Annotated in this window: 13 protein-coding genes; 2 read left to right on the top strand and 11 right to left on the bottom strand. The window is 42.1% G+C overall.

The window, feature by feature from the left end; translation table 11 throughout:
• Positions 1-222: 222 nt before the first annotated feature.
• Together SLH46_RS06715 and SLH46_RS06710 are read right to left on the bottom strand one after the other, a co-directional pair.
• Entirely contained in the window at positions 223-675 is a 453-nt protein-coding gene (locus tag SLH46_RS06715; RefSeq protein WP_320280397.1) for a GNAT family N-acetyltransferase, read from the bottom strand.
• Positions 676-708: 33 nt separating this feature from the next.
• A complete protein-coding gene (locus SLH46_RS06710) occupies positions 709-1989 on the bottom strand; it encodes an APC family permease (RefSeq protein WP_320280396.1) in 1281 nt (426 codons plus the stop codon).
• A 213-nt stretch (positions 1990-2202) separates the two neighbouring features.
• Here SLH46_RS06710 and SLH46_RS06705 point away from each other — a divergent pair, with 213 nt between their 5' ends.
• Entirely contained in the window at positions 2203-3384 is a 1182-nt protein-coding gene (locus SLH46_RS06705; RefSeq protein WP_320280395.1) for an exo-alpha-sialidase, read from the top strand.
• Between the two features lie 43 nt (positions 3385-3427).
• Here SLH46_RS06705 and SLH46_RS06700 read toward each other — a convergent pair whose 3' ends face one another.
• The 4 genes from SLH46_RS06700 to SLH46_RS06685 form a co-directional block, all read right to left on the bottom strand.
• A complete protein-coding gene (locus tag SLH46_RS06700) occupies positions 3428-4051 on the bottom strand; it encodes a CatB-related O-acetyltransferase (RefSeq protein ID WP_320280394.1) in 624 nt (207 codons plus the stop codon).
• A 148-nt stretch (positions 4052-4199) separates the two neighbouring features.
• Entirely contained in the window at positions 4200-4607 is a 408-nt protein-coding gene (locus SLH46_RS06695) for a DUF4345 domain-containing protein (protein ID WP_320280393.1), read from the bottom strand.
• Between the two features lie 702 nt (positions 4608-5309).
• On the bottom strand, positions 5310-5726 hold the full coding sequence (locus SLH46_RS06690) for a hypothetical protein (protein ID WP_320280392.1): 417 nt from the start codon (positions 5724-5726) through the stop codon (positions 5310-5312).
• Between the two features lie 234 nt (positions 5727-5960).
• Positions 5961-6311, bottom strand: a complete 351-nt coding sequence (locus SLH46_RS06685) for a hypothetical protein (RefSeq protein ID WP_320280391.1) — start codon at positions 6309-6311, stop codon at positions 5961-5963.
• Between the two features lie 863 nt (positions 6312-7174).
• Between SLH46_RS06685 and SLH46_RS06680 the strand changes: the two genes are divergently transcribed.
• The gene (locus SLH46_RS06680) at positions 7175-7897 is read left to right on the top strand and encodes a DUF6261 family protein (RefSeq protein ID WP_320280390.1); all 723 of its coding nucleotides are present in this window, start codon (positions 7175-7177) and stop codon (positions 7895-7897) included.
• Between the two features lie 379 nt (positions 7898-8276).
• Here the strand turns inward: SLH46_RS06680 and SLH46_RS06675 are convergent, their stop codons facing one another.
• The 5 genes from SLH46_RS06675 to SLH46_RS06655 form a co-directional block, all read right to left on the bottom strand.
• Positions 8277-8441, bottom strand: coding sequence for a hypothetical protein (locus SLH46_RS06675; RefSeq protein WP_320280389.1), 165 nt, complete (start codon positions 8439-8441; stop codon positions 8277-8279).
• A 135-nt stretch (positions 8442-8576) separates the two neighbouring features.
• Positions 8577-8861 carry a hypothetical protein gene (locus tag SLH46_RS06670; protein ID WP_320280388.1) on the bottom strand — a complete coding sequence of 95 codons (285 nt, stop codon included), beginning with the start codon at positions 8859-8861 and terminating at the stop codon, positions 8577-8579.
• Positions 8862-9480: 619 nt separating this feature from the next.
• Complete coding sequence (locus SLH46_RS06665; protein WP_320280387.1) at positions 9481-11865, bottom strand: arylsulfatase; 2385 nt, start codon at positions 11863-11865, stop codon at positions 9481-9483.
• A gap of 253 nt (positions 11866-12118) precedes the next feature.
• Positions 12119-14497, bottom strand: a complete 2379-nt coding sequence (locus tag SLH46_RS06660; RefSeq protein WP_320280386.1) for an arylsulfatase — start codon at positions 14495-14497, stop codon at positions 12119-12121.
• Between the two features lie 343 nt (positions 14498-14840).
• Positions 14841-16397 carry an arylsulfatase gene (locus tag SLH46_RS06655; protein WP_320280385.1) on the bottom strand — a complete coding sequence of 519 codons (1557 nt, stop codon included), beginning with the start codon at positions 16395-16397 and terminating at the stop codon, positions 14841-14843.
• Between the last annotated feature and the right edge of the window lie 172 nt (positions 16398-16569).

Genomic DNA, 16569 nt, shown 5'->3' with positions numbered 1-16569 from the left:
ACAAAGAAGAAATACGAGGAGCCACGCGAAAGGATTCGCGAGGTAGCGAGGATTTGAATTCTATTTATCCTGGTTTGACTTTTTAATCTCAATCCCTTGTAAATCGGCTAATCGGGCAATAAATCCCCACCCAAATTTATCTTCGGCTATTTCCAGTATGATTTCATTTCCAAGGTTTGATTTTAGGTGTTTTGCACATGATTAGCGGGCCGGACTTTTTCATTATTTATCAATCAATTTCATCCTTAAGAGTGGATAGTTCCTTCCTTGTTCATCTTTGTCGGTTCTCTCAACAATATCGAATCCGTATTTTTGATAAAATTTCAGCGCGTTTACATTCTGCGCGTTTACATCAAGTTTGTTTGCCTTGAGTTCTTTTACTGCAAAATCCAACAATTTCCGTCCAAGTCCTTGTCCAAAATATTCCGGGTCTAAAAAAAGCATTTCAACTTTTTTGTCCGCAACTCCGATAAAACCCAAAACCCGGTTCTTACTGGTCAGGCAAAAGACTTGAAAGTCATGAAAATTTATGTTGTTTACCAGTTCCTTAATTTCTTCAAAATCAGTTGCTGTCAAAAAGTGGTGGGTGGCCAGAACTGATTTTTCCCAAATTGTCAAAACCTGTTGCCGGTATACATCGGTATATGGCCTTATATCGATATTGTCTGTTTGCATCCTATTGTTTTATATTAAGAGCGTTTCAATGCCTTACTTTTTCTTAAACCAACGAAACACCAGATATAAAATTACTCCCACAGCAAGTGTAATCAAAGTATCTCTGAATTCGTTGGCTTTTGAGCTCATCAATAAACCAATGCAGATCAACATTCCAATAACTGCAAGGGAATTCCCATATTTTAAACGGAAAGTTGCCGTATCGGCAGCTTCAGTTTTTCGCAATTTTATTAGCGCTGCACATACAATACCCAGAATCATTACCTTGCTGATTACGCTTATCGAAACAGCGTAAACAAAAGTTCCCGATACCGAAACCACAAAGGCAACCAGTGCAAAAAGTAACAGTGACCAGGTTGGCGTTTGAAACTTTCGGTGAATAAACGACAGAAAACGGGGTAACTGCTTTTCTTCACTCAAGGCATAAGGAAGCCGCGAGCCAATCAGCATCACCGTATTTATCGTTCCACCTACCGAAAATAGTGCGCCGACAGATATGACAAAAGCGCCAACAGGCCCGGCAAACTGAAGTGCCGCATCTGCAATCGGACGCTCCGATTCTGCCAGTCCCGGAAAGGTGCCAATACAAACCATTTGCAACAAAACATAAAAAACAGTTACAAAAGCAATGGTGATAAATAGTGCGGTAGGAATATTCTTTCGGGGTGTTTTAATTTCGCCGGTGTTTACAATTATCGCCTCAAAACCGGAGAAGGCAAATACCATTAAAAACACCGAATTGGAGAAACCAAAAAGTTCCGGTGCAGAAGCGTTGAAATTAAAATTTCCCGGGTTAATAAAAAACAGACCTACCCCGATAAACAAAAACAGCGGCACCAGTTTGGCTATGGTAAGCGAGTTATTTAAAATGGTGGAGCCTTTCACTCCAAAATGATTTACCAGGGTAAAAAACAACGTCAAAACAAAGATGATCGCGATTTTAGCTGAAGGTGTTTCCAATACCGGGTTAAAAACGGCAAGGTAGGTAACAAAAATATTTACCAGCGCCGCATAAGTGGCCAAACGGGTGATCAGAATCAGCCAGCCTACCAGAAATGCGGGGAAGCGGCCAAAAGCAGTTAGGGTGTATAAATAAGGTCCGCCGGTTTTGGTAAACCTGCTGGCCACTTCGGCAAAATTTAATACCAACACCAACATTACAGCTGCACAGAATACAATTACCAACAGACTGTAAATACCGGCCTGACTAAATATTTTCGAAGGCAAACCAAAAATACCGGATCCTACCAGGCTGTTGATCATCAGCAACACAAGGTCCCATTTGCCTATTTCGCGTTTAAGTTGAAAACTCAAGAGATTGATTTTTAGTTTTAGCTAAGAGCTAATGAATGTGTAAACATCGTATAAATTCAGTGGTAAGATAAATAAAATATGTTAACCGTTAGCAAGCGAAAGGATTCGCAAAGTACTGAGTTAACAATCGCCTCAAACAGCAATTGATCATTTTCCGGTTAAAATTCTTATCTCTATTTTTATGCTTTTCTACGATTAGCGAATAACCATAATATGCTTAAAACAGTATCCCGCATTTTATCCTTTATTTTATTGACGGGCACATGTATGTGGTCCTGTCGTCCGCATCCGAAACAGGTAGACCGGTCGCCCTTTTTGATAGATACCACAATGTTTGATACCAGCGACAGTACACATCTTGGATGTACTCCTGCCGAAGGAACACAATCCTTCAGGGTATTTACACCCGATTCGAACGATAACCGGTTTAATAACGGTGTGGTAATGATTGGTTTTAAAGGAAAACTTTATTGCCAGTGGCAAAGCTCGCGAACCGATGAAGATGCGCCCGATACCCACGTAGTTTACAGCGTCGGGAAAAACGATAGCACGTGGACTTCCCCCCAACTCCTCTCACCAGCAATACCCGATGGTTTTTGTACTTCGGGCGGATGGTGGGCTACAGCAGACACCCTGGTGGCCTATATCAATATCTGGCGCTTGGACGAGTCGGTGTATGCGGCTTACACCAGCAGTACCGACGGAGCAAATTGGTCGACACTTCGTCCCGTGCTGATGGCCAATGGCGATACTTTAAACGGAATCTTTGAACAGGATCCTCACGCTCTGCCGGATGGACGAATTATCAGTGCGGCACACTTTACTCCGGACATTCGTGTAAACCCCATTTATACCGATGATGCTTTGGGAATCCGTGGCTGGAAGAAAGCTGACTACACGCTCCTGCCCTCCACAGGTGAGAAATCAAGAGAAATGGAACCGAGTTGGTTCCTTCGCGGCACCGATAGCCTGGTTATGACCTTCCGCGATCAGCAGAGTAGCTTTCATCGACTGGCTTCGGTTAGTACCGATCGTGGTGAAAGCTGGACCACTCCGGAACTCACTGCTATGCCCGACTCGCGTTCGAAACAAAGTGCGGGGAACCTGCCCGATGGAACCGCTTTTATGGTGGGTAACCCGGTAAACTACAAACTTCGGGTACCGCTGGTTGTTTCACTTAGTGCTACCGGAGCGAACTTCAATACATCGTACCTGCTGCGGTCGGGAGGTGACGATCTGCAGCCCTTGCGTTATCCAGGGAAAGCCAAACGTCCCGGGTATCATTATCCTAAAAGTATGATTTGGCAGGATGCCCTGTATGTGGCCTATGCCACCAATAAAGAAGATGTGGAGTATACTAAGGTTCCTCTGGAAAACCTGAAGGTAAAGGATTAGTGATAAAAGATTAAGGATGAAGGATTCATGCATAGCGAGGTTTTTATTCCATTATTTTACCAATGTCGTTACCTGCTAAATGCTGTACATTCTTTGTGATTTTTTCTATTTCCCAGTCCCACCATTTGAGTTCTAAGAGTTTTGCAATTTTGTCTTCCGAAAATCGTTTCTTTATTTCGTTTGCAGGATTTCCTCCAACTATTGAATAAGGTTCAACGTCTTTTACAACAGTCGAATTTGCTGCAATTACTGCTCCATCTCCAATGGTTACTCCTGCCATAATTGTTGCATTAAATCCAATCCAAACATCGTTCCCAATTGTTATGTCTCCTTTTTGGGGATATGATTTACCGTCCATTGCATTTTCCCAGCCTTTTCCGAAAATGGCAAATGGATAAGAGGAAACCGCATTGGTTAAATGATTGGCACCGTTCATTATAAATTTAACGTCTGAGGCAATCATACAAAACTTTCCAATGATCAACTTGTCACCGACGAAATCAAAATGGTATTTTACATTTTTTTCAAAATTTTCCACATTCTCGAAGTCATCATAATAGGTGTAGTCGCCAACAATAATGTTCGGATTTTTTACCACATTCTTCAAAAAACAGAGTCTGTCGTAATTCTCAAGCGGGAATTTTATGTCTTTATTTGGTCCTGTCATATCTTTTATCTGATTGTTGTATAACTCCTAAAATTACAAACCAACGTTGTTAGCACTCGTTTTTTATTGTTGCTGTTTTGCTTCTATTTCGGGTATTTTCCCCCGCTGGCGCGGATTTATTTTACTGTCTTTTCCTCTGATTTAACAACTATGTTTGATTTTGTGACTTCTCGTAAGCTTTTATAATAGCCCAAACGATTAATCCGGTTGCGGCTTCCAAAATCAAATATACTATTAATATCATCGTAGGATTTCCATCAACGAATAAGCTGAATAGTCGGGCTAATGCTAATCCAAACATTGCAAACATAAGTGAGTACAAAGCTGCCAACAGAAACCGGCCACTAAGTGCGGCATATATCCAAAATGCGCAACAACCCAGAATTAGCCCCATAACAGAACGGAAAATTACAATACTGTTGAGGTCTGTAACAGGTGTAGTTTCATATATTTTTGGCACCCATTGGCTCGGATTTCCTCCAAAAGAGAGTGCGATTGCCGTAAGGGTTAGGGCACATACCACCAATATTATTTTGCTTAATTGTTCTGCTTTCATAGTCATTATTCCTTTTTGATCATTTGAGGTTTATTTGCTTATAACCTTTTCTAAGGGCAATATTACAAAATCAAAATTTACTGTGCCACCGCTGGTGCAGATTCCTGCCTGCGGCAGGCAAGTGTTCTCCGTATCTCAGCCAGCGTCTGACAGTTTGTTAATTTCAATTCTATCGAAGACACACCGATTGCAAATCAGGGGAATGGAGAAGCCTCAATTTCAAAATTTTAGCATTATTCTTAAAAAATCATAGTTGATGCAAACAGTAGAAAAAGAATTAATAATATTGGATAAAGCAAATTCATATGCTTTAAATATTTATCTGCATAAGGTTCTGAAAAATAGAGATAAATTCTTTCACGTACCATTTTCTTTCCCCATGAGGAATACAAATCAATTTTATTACAACCTGGTCTGGTATGTCTTAAAATCCAAAGATACCTTATATTATAAAAGACAAAAATCACTATAATTATTATACCTACTATTACATCATAAGTTGACATAGTCTAAATCAATTTTTTGCTTAGCCATTTATTACTTCTCAATGTTGATGCTCCGCTGGTGCGTCCCGATGTTTCAGAATGTAATCCGTAACTCAGCTATAGGCAGATACTATTTATCAAACCTTGCGGATTGCACACCGATTGCAAATCGGCGCGAGCGGGGCCATAAAATTTAAACGTTGTTATGCATTGTTTTTTATTTCAAATTTATATAGTCAGGATGTATTATAAATATTGTATCCTTGCCTTCACGTCTAACTCTAAAAGTAAATCCCCAGTCATCTTTAAAAATCGAATCTCCCTCTTGAACAAAACCATAAAAACCTGATTTGTCTATTATCGGAGGATGCAAATAAAAGTAGGAACCTCTTGATAACTTTATTTCTATAGTTTCTTCATTATGGTTACGGGAATCATTGAATTTTTTGATTACTAATCCATTATATCTTTTGTCAAAGTTTATATTTCTTTGTCCGTTTGTTGCAGGCGTGTAGCTTTCTTGTATATGCTCTTCCTCTTCGGAATCGGGAAGGATTGCATTAATAATCATGAAAACAATTGCTATCCCGATGTAGATTATGTAAGCTATTTTTCTTTTTCCAAAGATTTTCATATTTCAGTTTTCAAATCAATGTAATTTGCTCTTTCAAAATAATGCTAACGGTCACTTGTATGTGGTCGGGCGGGATTTCTGGAAGAAATCCTGTCAGACCCGCAGGAGGTGGCAACACTGGTCTGACTTGTCAGACCGCTAAAACCCCCGCCTGCCATATTACAATTTGTTGTGGGTAGTATTTTTCATTTTCCCTCGTTCTACTTTTCTATTGTCTCAAATTATTTATAAAAATCAATCTGAGATTACCATTTCTAATTCATAACCGTTTTCTCCGTGTCGACCTCCAGCCCAACTCTGATAATAAAGTCTGACTGATGAATTACAATTTGGACAATTGTAATCGAGGAATGAATTTGGTATTCTTTCCATATTTAGTTTTACAAACTCATTTATCTTGTTCTGTTTATCTTCAGTCAGATTGGAAAAGCTTGAAAATTGGTGCTTTTCTAAATCTTTAAATGCAATTGAAGTTTTCGCTTCGCATGATGGACATTTCAAGTCAGCAGTCGGATATGTTTTGTAATCCTCGTAACTACTGAAATGAGTTTTATTGGTCAATATTTCTGCTTTTGTTTCTTTCATTTTAATATTACCCACAACGTATGTGTATGTTGCAATGCAACATATATCTTATTAGCTAGCACTCGTGTAACTTGTTGTTATTGTTTGTTTTATTCTCAAAAAAGTGGATCAAAACGCTTTTGGTTTTTGCAAGCGGTTTTTTCATTGCATCTGGTTTTTGGTTGCTTTTTAGCGTTTTAAAGTTAGTAATCCTGTTAAACAAAACAATATCGTCTGAAGGAAAAGAATGCGAAAAACAGATTGAGGGCTAAAGCCCAATCGGGGAGCTTATGCTTAACCCCGGCATTAATGCCGGGGTTAGTGCGCCTTTATTAAGAATTGGCCTTTAGTCCTTTACACCCAAAACCGGCTAGAGTTCACTACCCCCGGGCTTAAGCCCGGGGTTATGCAGCTTCCACAAACCGGGACTTTAGTCCTTAACAATCAAAAAGCCTTTCGGTGGCTAATGTCACCATACCGTTCGGCCAATTATTGCCGGGAGAAAAAGTTGCCTCGTGGAGGTATCTCCATACCTTCACCGGAAGAAAAGTTGAGTTTTGGAGGTTTCTCCCTTACCTCACCGATTTAAATTTTATACTTTGGAGGTAACTCCAAAGCGTGTTGAGAGCAAAAGTGGAGGCATGGAGGTTTGTCCAAGGCTTGCCGGGAATAAAAGTGGGTGCAAGGATGTATCTCCAACATCCTGTTTTAAAAAAAAGAAATAGTGTAACTTACATGTGCTTAACAACATAGCCACTATGCATGCGCTTGGTATTAAAATGTCATAACTTGATTGTAATTAATTACCAAAGCACCTGTTACATCTCCATTAATCCGTTTCAGATTGCCAGTGGTAACCATTTTCAAACACTAATTTAAGTATTATGATTCAAAAATTAATTGCCCAAAGCCGCGTCACGGAAGTCGACGCCGTAAGTATGCGCCTGATTGGTGCTTACAACAGTACTACCCTTAGTTCGGACCCGCACCTGAGTACGATGTTCACCGAGCTTACCGGCCTTTCGGCCGCACTAACAGCTGCCATTAACCGCAGCAAAGCAGAAAGCACACTGGAAGAATACGACGAAGCCCGCGACCAGCCTTTCCGGTCGTTAAGTTACCTGCTGATGGGCTACCTGCATCATCCCGATGCGGCCATACAGGAAGCTGCCGAAACCGTATACGATATTTTCGAAAAATACGGTCTGAGCGTGGTGAGTGAAAGTTATGCCACCGAGTCGTCGCTGATTGCCTCGCTGCTCGACGACCTGAGTAAACCGAAACTACAGGATGCCATTGCCGTGCTTCCGGGTTGCGCCGATACGGTAGCCGCCCTGCAAACGGCAGAGGCAACTTTCGAGGCCGCACGCATTGCCTACGAACAGGAAAAAGCAGAAGAAAGTACACAGGTCAATGCCTCAAAAATAAAGGAAAAAGTGGTGGCGCTGATCAACGAAAAAATTGTGATTTATATGCGTGCTATGGAATTGGTTGACGAACCTAACTATGGCGCTTTGGCGCGTACCATAGCCACCATTATTGCCGAAAATAACGAGGTGGTGAAAAAACGCCGCAAAACACCCGAAGAAGAAACGGTTAGCTCGTAAGGGGATGGCTTGTTTAAATCATAACAGAAGAAAGGGCATCCACAGCGGATGCCCTTTTATTTTGGATTCTTTTTTGCACCGTGGCTTTAGCCCGGTGTAAAAATTGCGATGCTGTAAAAGGGCTTTAGCCTTTAAAGCTAAATTAAAGGCTAAAGCCTGTTTTCAAATCTCAATCTGAAATCACCGCCCTAAAGGACGGTGCAAAATAAAACCAATCCCCCATCTATCCTCGTTCGGAAACTAGGGGCAGGGAGGATTTAGGGGGTCTTTAACTTATAGAAAGCAGATTTAAGAGATTCTGAAACAAGTTCAGAATGACGTAAAAAAGGGCATCCGTTTTGGATGCCCTTTTATTTGAACCAAGGGATCCGATCCGTATTTACGTCGACTTATACGGATCGGATCCTTTTAGCATTCTGTAGCCTTTATCATGCGAAAGCCCCGAAACTTCGGGGGCGCGATAGCAGCGTTGTACGGAAAAGATAATTGAAAGTAAAAAGGTGGCACTTTTCAGACCACCTTCTTTTATGCATTTAAGTTTCATACTTGGGGTCGGTATTTATTTACTTAGTATCCAACTAAGTGCTAAACCCCGAATATCTTAATTTGTCCTTCTTGTTATACAAACGCAACAAAAATAATCCCGATCATATTACAAAATATGAATCCTCATCTGACACTACTCCATCACACATAGATTTGCATTGATTTCTCCAACCATAGCAATCCATTTATCGTCCTTGTCTGAATGGAATATTCTCAAGTCTTTCCCATTACATGATTGTATGCAATCATAAGTATCACAAACATACTTAACTCCTCTTAAAATTGTGAATGGTTGTTCGCATTCAAAAAATGGTTTCCCGTCGATGACAACATTGAAATGACTGTCAGATTCTAAAAACCGAAATACTTTACCATCATCATCAACGAAGCTGTTCTGAAAAATGTCTTTAGCTTCCATAACGTTTTGTGTTAGATTGTATTTCAAAAATACAAAAATAACTGACAAACAAAAATTCTCTAACGCATTGATTATATATCCATTACACCTTTTAATGAACCAAGGGATCCGATCCGTATTTATGTCGACTTATACGGATCGGATCCTTTTCGCATTGCTGTATCCTATTATCACGCGAAACGATTCGCGCGATAGCGGAGAAAGTCCCCCTTCGGGGGATTTAGGGTGTCTTTAACTTATTGTAAGCAGATAAGAGATTCTGAAACAAGTTCAGAATGACGTAAAAAAGGGCATCCGTATTGGATGCCCTTTTATCTTTTGCTATGCGCTAAGCGGTTTTGAACCGCTAAGCGCGTCCGTCATAAAGGATCGGTTACATTTTCTATAAAATTAAACAGTCTTGACTCGGAAAAACCACCAATAGAAATTAAAGTTAAATTATTTTTAGCCAACTCTCCCTCACTCCCTCTCTGCGCGCAGAGAGGGACGATTGTGTCGCAGGCACAATCAGGGTGAGTCGTAATACTTTGAAACAAGTTTTGCTGTTGTTTTTCGAGAGACTTTAAAAAAACAGAGGGCATCAAAAACAGACGCCCTCTTCAAATACTGTGTATTTAAACTATTCAATATCTATTGTCACATAGTTGATCTTACCGGTAAAGCGGTTTTCGCTTACATTAATGCTGTAATTGTCGCTTACATTCGTTCCTTCATCAAAACCTACATCGGCGCCTTCATCTAAAGAGAACATGTTAGCGTTTGTATTCGGTATACGACCTTCTGCTACTTTATCACCATCTACATAAATGGTCATCGAACCACCTTTGCCAAAACCATCACCATCATAGGCGAAATCATATTTGATAGTGTGTTTTCCGGGGGCAATTGCTTTCGAGCTCACCACATCGTATTGCTCTTTTCCAACCCAGTTGTATGTATAGGCCGGTTTTCCATCCATCATGTATAAACTATAGCCACCAAATCGTCCTGCCATAGCAAAAATTACTCCATTAGCGCCTTTACCCACTTCTACCTCCGTGGTATAGGTGCTGTTGGTATTTTTTACATTGATGAATGCGTTTTCCATCATACGGAACATACCATCGTAAACGGTAAGCGATTTGCGAGTTCCCATTAAATCAGGTCTTCCGGCTCTTTTTGCATCCAATCTTTCCGTACTTCGGTCATCAATGGGTAGCACATTGTATTTTTTTGCTTCCGTTAAAAATACCTCCTGTAACTCTTTAACTTTTTCAGGCATTTCTTGAGCAAGATCGTTGCTTTCGCTAAAATCTTCCTCAATATTATAAAGTTCCCATACGTCGTCTTCAAGTGTTCCCCTTGGTGCATTGGCCCAGGGTTCAATATGTATTGTAGCGGCAACCCAACCATCCTTATAGATGGCGCGATTTCCTACCATCTCGAAATACTGAGTGGTGTGAAACTCGGGTGTTTCAGGATCTGCCAATGTTTTCAGCATACTAAAACCTTCAATTGGTTTTTGTTTAACTCCATTTACACTGGTGGGTTCGGGCAAGTTGGCCGCTTCCAATATGGTTGGCGCAATGTCAATAACATGGCTAAACTGGTCGCGAACCATATCAACTTCTTTCATTTTACCCGGCCAAACAATGATCATTCCGTTACGCGTACCGCCAAAGTTACTGGCAACTCTTTTGGTCCATTTAAATGGCGTGTTTCCTGCAACTGACCAACCCGCTGCAAAATGGCTGAATGCTTCCCTGGTTCCTAATTTATCCAGATTCGCAGCTACAAAATCCAGCGGTTCTTCCACTCCATTGAAATAAGTATTTTCATTGAGAAGTCCATTGGCAACACCTTCCGGACTTGCTCCATTATCTCCTAATATATAAATGAAGAGGGTATTTTCGGCGATTCCTTGTTCCTCAATGGCTTCGTACAATCTGCCAACTTGCTCATCAGTATGCTCAGCAAAAGCTGCAAAGATTTCCATTTGTCTTGAAAATATTTTCTTCTCTACATCACTTAAGGTGTTCCAGGGTTTAATGTAATCCGGCATCGGAGCAAGTTTGGTGCCTTCAGGTACTACGCCCAATTCGATTTGGCGAGCGAGAGTTTTTTCGCGGTAGGCATCCCATCCATCATCAAACTGTCCTTTGTATTTATCAATGTATGAAGCCGGTGGGTGGTGCGGAGCATGTGTGGCTCCCGGAGCATAATACATAAAAAATGGTTTGTCGGGAGTTAATGACTTTTGAGCTTTCATCCAGCTAATTGCCTGATCAGTCATATCTTCCGTAAAATGATAGTTCGGATCTTCAGAATCAACTTCTATCTTGGTTGTACCATCGTAAACAGCCGGATAAAACTGATTGGTTTCACCGCCCATAAAGCCCCAGAATTTTTCAAATCCTTTGTAAACAGGCCAACGGGTAAAGGGACCTGAATTACTAACTTCCCAGGCTGCAGTTTCATGGTTTTTACCAAACTGTGCGGTATTATAACCGTTAAGTTTCAGGATTTCTGCAATTGTTGCACAACTTTGAGGAATAATACCGGTGTTTCCGGGAAAGGCTGTAGCTGTTTCCGTAATACTGCCCATATTATTGCTATGGTGATTGCGACCACTTAACAGCGCAGCTCTTGACGCTGAACAAATGGCAGTAGTATGAAACCGGTTGTATCGGATACCTTCTTTAGCCAATCGATCGGTGGCCGGCATATTGATAGGTCCACCAAATGCACTGCTATGGCCAAAACCCATATCGTCGATAAGAACGATTACTACGTTTGGTGCACCTTCGGGCGCTTTAACGCTCCAGGCCGGCGGCGCTGTTACATTGCGGGCATCAAGTTCGGTAATGGCCGGGTATTCCGGTGGTGTCATCGGGAGATTGGTCCGGTCGTATCCATCGTCAGAAGCGGTGGAAGAGCTCGAACTCTCGTTTGTAGTTTGTTGACAGGAGATAAGAATCACAGCCAACAGAAATGTTGAAAATAAAAAGCGATAATTGTTTTTCATATTATTTGCTATTGCATTTTGAATTTTCACCAATTTACGGAATTACACTATTCAAGTCAACAGCTATTTATTATGTTTTCTGTTTAGAGGCTTTTAAATGATACGAGCCGAACTCTATTTTCCTTAATTCATACCGATACACTACAGATACAAAAAGGGCACCCGCTTTGGATGCCCTTTTCATTCTCTTTTAAGCGCTAAGCGGTTTCAATCCGCTAAGCGCGTCCGTCATAAAGATCGGATACATTTTCTATTATTCAATATCTATTGTCACATAGTTGATCTTTCCGCTAAAATGATTGTCGCCAACTTTGTAGCGGCTACTCACGTTGGTTGCTTCATCGAAACCAACATCGGCACCTTCATCCAACGAGAACATGTTTCCGTTGGTATTCGGGAAACGGCCCTCTCCCACTTTTTCGCCATCAACGTAAAGTGTTCCGTTTCCGCCTTTACCCATTCCGCCACCGTCGTAGGCAAAGTCGAATTTAATGGTGTGTTTACCGGCCGAAAGGGCTTTGCTACTCTCCACGTCGTATTCTTCCAAACCTACCCAGTTGTAGGTAAACACCGGTTTGCCTTTGTCGAGGAAGAGACTGTAACCACCAAAAGCACCTCCCATGGCAATAATCACTCCTTCGGCACCCGACTTCACTTCCACTTCGGTAGTAAAGGTGCTGCTGGTATTTTTAATGTTGATAAAGGCATTTTCCAACATACCGCTCATTCCTTCGTAAACGGTCAGCGATTTCCGTCCACCCATCAAATCAGGACGACCGGCAGTTGCCGGGTCGAAACGCTCAATGGTACGGTCGTCGATTGGCAATACATTGTATTTCACGGCCTCATCCATAAACAGCTGTTTTAATTCGGCTACTTTCTCCGGATTTTCGGCTGCAAGATCGGTACTTTCGCTAAAGTCTTTGGTTACATCATACAATTCCCATTTATCGTCGGTCAAAGCACCTCGTGGTCCGGCTTCCCACGGAGCTTTATGAACGGTAGTTGCCACCCAACCATCGTTATAAATGGCACGGTTACCCACAATCTCGAAATATTGCGTATTGTGGAACTCCGGTGTTTCCGGATCGGTAAATGTTTTTAGCATACTGAAACCTTCTATCGGTCGCTGTTCCACTCCGTTTACACTCACGGGTTGCGGAACATTTGCTGCTTCCAAAATAGTTGGAACAATGTCGATGGCATGGCAGAACTGATCGCGGACAACGTTGGTTTCTTTCAGTTTACCCGGCCAAACAATGATCAAACCGTTGCGTGTTCCGCCAAAGTTACCTGCAACCTGTTTGGTCCATTTAAACGGAGTATTTCCGGCAACTGCCCAACCGGCAGCAAAGTGACCATACGATTCGCGGGTTCCCAGTTTATCAAGGTTTTTGGCCATGTCTTCAACACTTTCAGCCACACCGTTAAAGTAGGTATTTTCGTTTAAGAGACCGTTGGCCATTCCTTCGGCACTTGCTCCGTTATCACCCAAAATGTAAATGAACATGGTGTTCTCGGCAATTCCCAGGTCTTCAATGGCGTCGTACAAATGACCAACCTGTTCGTCGATGTGCTCACCAAAGGCTGCAAAAATCTCCATCTGGCGGGCAAATACTTTTTTCTCGGGTGCCGAAAGCGAATCCCAATCTTTGATATATTCGGGTTTCTCTGCCAACTTTGTTCCTTCGGGAACAAGACCCAGTTTTATTTGGCGCTCAAGCGTTTTCTGGCGGTAAGCATCCCAGCCATCGTCGAATTCACCTTTGTATTTGTCGAGGTACGATTCAGGTACCTGGTGAGGTGCATGTGTTGCTCCCGGCGCGTAATACATAAAGAACGGCTTATCGGGTGTCAGCGATTTTTGTGCTTTCATCCACGCAATGGCTTTTTCCGTCATGTCTTCGCTAAAGTGGTAATCCGGATCTTCGGTATCCACCTCAACTCGAGTTGTTCCATCGTAAATGCCCGGATAAAACTGGTTGGTTTCGCCCCCCATAAAACCGTAGAATTTCTCAAATCCTTTGTAAACCGGCCAGCGGGTAAATGGTCCCGACGGACTAACTTCCCAGGCAGCAGTTTCGTGGTTTTTTCCAAATTGCGCGGTGTTGTAGCCATTCAGCTTAAGAACCTCGGAAACATAGGCACAACTTTGTGGAGTCATACCTGTATTACCCGGAAAGGCTGTAGCCACCTCGGTAATTCCTCCCATATTATTGGAATGGTGATTTCGTCCGCTTAACAAAGCCGTACGCGTTGGCGAACACAATGCGGTTGTGTGAAAGCGATTAAACTGAATACCTCTTTCGGCCAGTTTGTCGGCGGTGGGCATTCGAATGGCTCCACCAAAAGAACTACTCTGACCAAATCCCATATCGTCAATCAATACAATTACTACGTTTGGCGCACCTTCGGGAGCTTTAACACTCCATGCCGGCGGCGCTGTTACATTACGGGCATCGAGTTCGGTAATGGCGGGGTATTCCGGCGATGTCATTGGAAGGATAGTCCGGTCATATCCATCGGCAGAGGCCGTGGAAGTACTCGAACTCTCGTTTGTTGTCTGCTGACAGGAAATGAGAATCACGGCCAACAGAAATGTTGAAAATAAAAGGCGATAATTTGTTTTCATATTTATTGCTATTGCATTTGAATTTTCACCAATTTACGGAATTACACTATTCAAGTCAACAGATGTTCATTATGTTCTCGGTAGTTGGCTTTTAAATGATACAAACCGAACTGCATTTTCCCTAATTCATTCGTTCCGAAGATTGCCAATGCAAAAAAGTCCTTCTTATAAACTGACTCTACCTAACCTCCCGCCAGTTGGAGGGGAGGAACAGTCCCCCTTTGGGGATTCAGGGGGTCTTTAAGTTATAGAGAACCAAGAGATTCTGAAACAAGTTCAGAATGACGTAAAAAAGGGCACCCGTTTTTGGATGCCCTTCCTATATTCTTTGATATGAAAATCTTTATTGTCGTGTATCCGATTTCAAAATCGCATCAATCGCTTTGTTGATATCAAGCGACGCAGACTCCTGCCTTGGAGGGAAATCTTTGAAACTTGACAGGTGATCGGTCAAATAGCCAATAGCGGGCTGGAAAACCCACGATTTATGCATGATGAGTTCGAAACCGTACACACCATCATATTTTTCATAAGGGTCTTTCCTCAAGTTAAACAACTGTGGCATGGTATGCACCACCATATCTTCGTAGTAACGCTCCTTGGTGGCAAAGTGCATTTTCCACGGACCAACACGCATGGCGGTTAAACCGCTTTCGTAGTAGTAGAAGAAATAGTTACGGGCCGATTTATCGGTTTTACCTTCCCAGTAATCGAGGTTGTTAAATCCGTCGATATACACTTTGTAGGTCATATCGCCAATTGTTTTACCGGCTTTTAATTCGTCTTTAAGATCAGGCTCGCCAACGGCGGCCATAATGGTAGGCACCACATCTTCGTGAGCCGAAATACCGTTACGGATGAGTCCGGCTGGAATTTCTTTTGGCCAGCGCACCATAAACGGCGCACGAACACCGCCTTCGTAGGTTGTCATTTTTTCGCCACGGAATTGTGTTACACCGGCATCGGGCCAGGTACTTTGTTCCGGTCCGTTATCAGTGGTATAAATTACGATTGTATTGTCGGCAATTCCCAACTCATCGAGGTAATCCAGAATTTCGCCAACGTGTCCGTCGTGTTCCATTAAACCCGAACCAAACAAGTCCATATCGGTACTTATCGGCGTTGCCAGGTTACGCGACTCCTCTTTCAGGTGCGTATAAACGTGCATACGGCTTGTAGCATGCCAGATAAAAAATGGCTTGCCGGCATCGTGTGCGCGCTTCATAAAATCTTCGGTTTTGGCAACCAGCTCTTCGTCGAAGGTTTCCATACGTTTGCTGGTGAGTTTACCGATGTCAGTAACTTTTTGTTTTCCTATTACACCAAATCGCGGATCAACGGTGTTGTCGTAGGTATCTGAAGCGTACGATTCAATAATTCCGCGCGGACCATACTTTTCATAGAATTCTTCGCTTTTTGGATAATCCGCCTGCTCTTCTTCTTCCGAAACATTCAGGTGATACAGGTTTCCAAAAAATTCATCGAAACCATGGACGGTTGGCAGGTGTTCGTTACGGTCGCCCAAGTGGTTTTTACCAAACTGTGCAGTCATATACCCGTATGGCTTGAGCAATTCGGCTAAAGTTGGATCTTCTTTTTTTATTCCAAGTGGATTACCGGGTTGTCCAACGGTGGTTAATCCCGTACGAATCGGTTTTTGTCCGGTAATAAAAGCTGCACGTCCGGCAGTACAACTGGGTTGCGAATAATGGTCGGTAAAAAGTACACCTTCCTTCGCTATCCTATCTACGTTTGGTGTTGGATACTGCATTCCCAAACTGTAACAGCTTAACGAGTTGGGCGCAACATCGTCAACCATTATAACCAGAATGTTTGGTTTTTCCTGTGCAAAGGCCATTAAGCCCATACACATCATCATAAAAGTCGCTAGTTTTCTCATACTATTCTTCTTAAAATACATGTTTTATAATTAATATTTGAAATGAAATCGCTTTTGATATTCTCTGAAATTCAGTTTGTTGGTCGGTATTCTCTGAAGTAATCTCATCCATATTTATCTGTTTGGTGACAATCGCACTGCATACAATTTACGGATTGTTTACATAAAAGAA

It is taken from the genome of Draconibacterium sp. IB214405, assembly GCF_033963885.1.
GTDB lineage: Bacteria > Bacteroidota > Bacteroidia > Bacteroidales > Prolixibacteraceae > Draconibacterium.
Note: the sequence above shows the minus strand (reverse complement) of the source record. Positions and strands in the feature narration are given on the sequence as shown.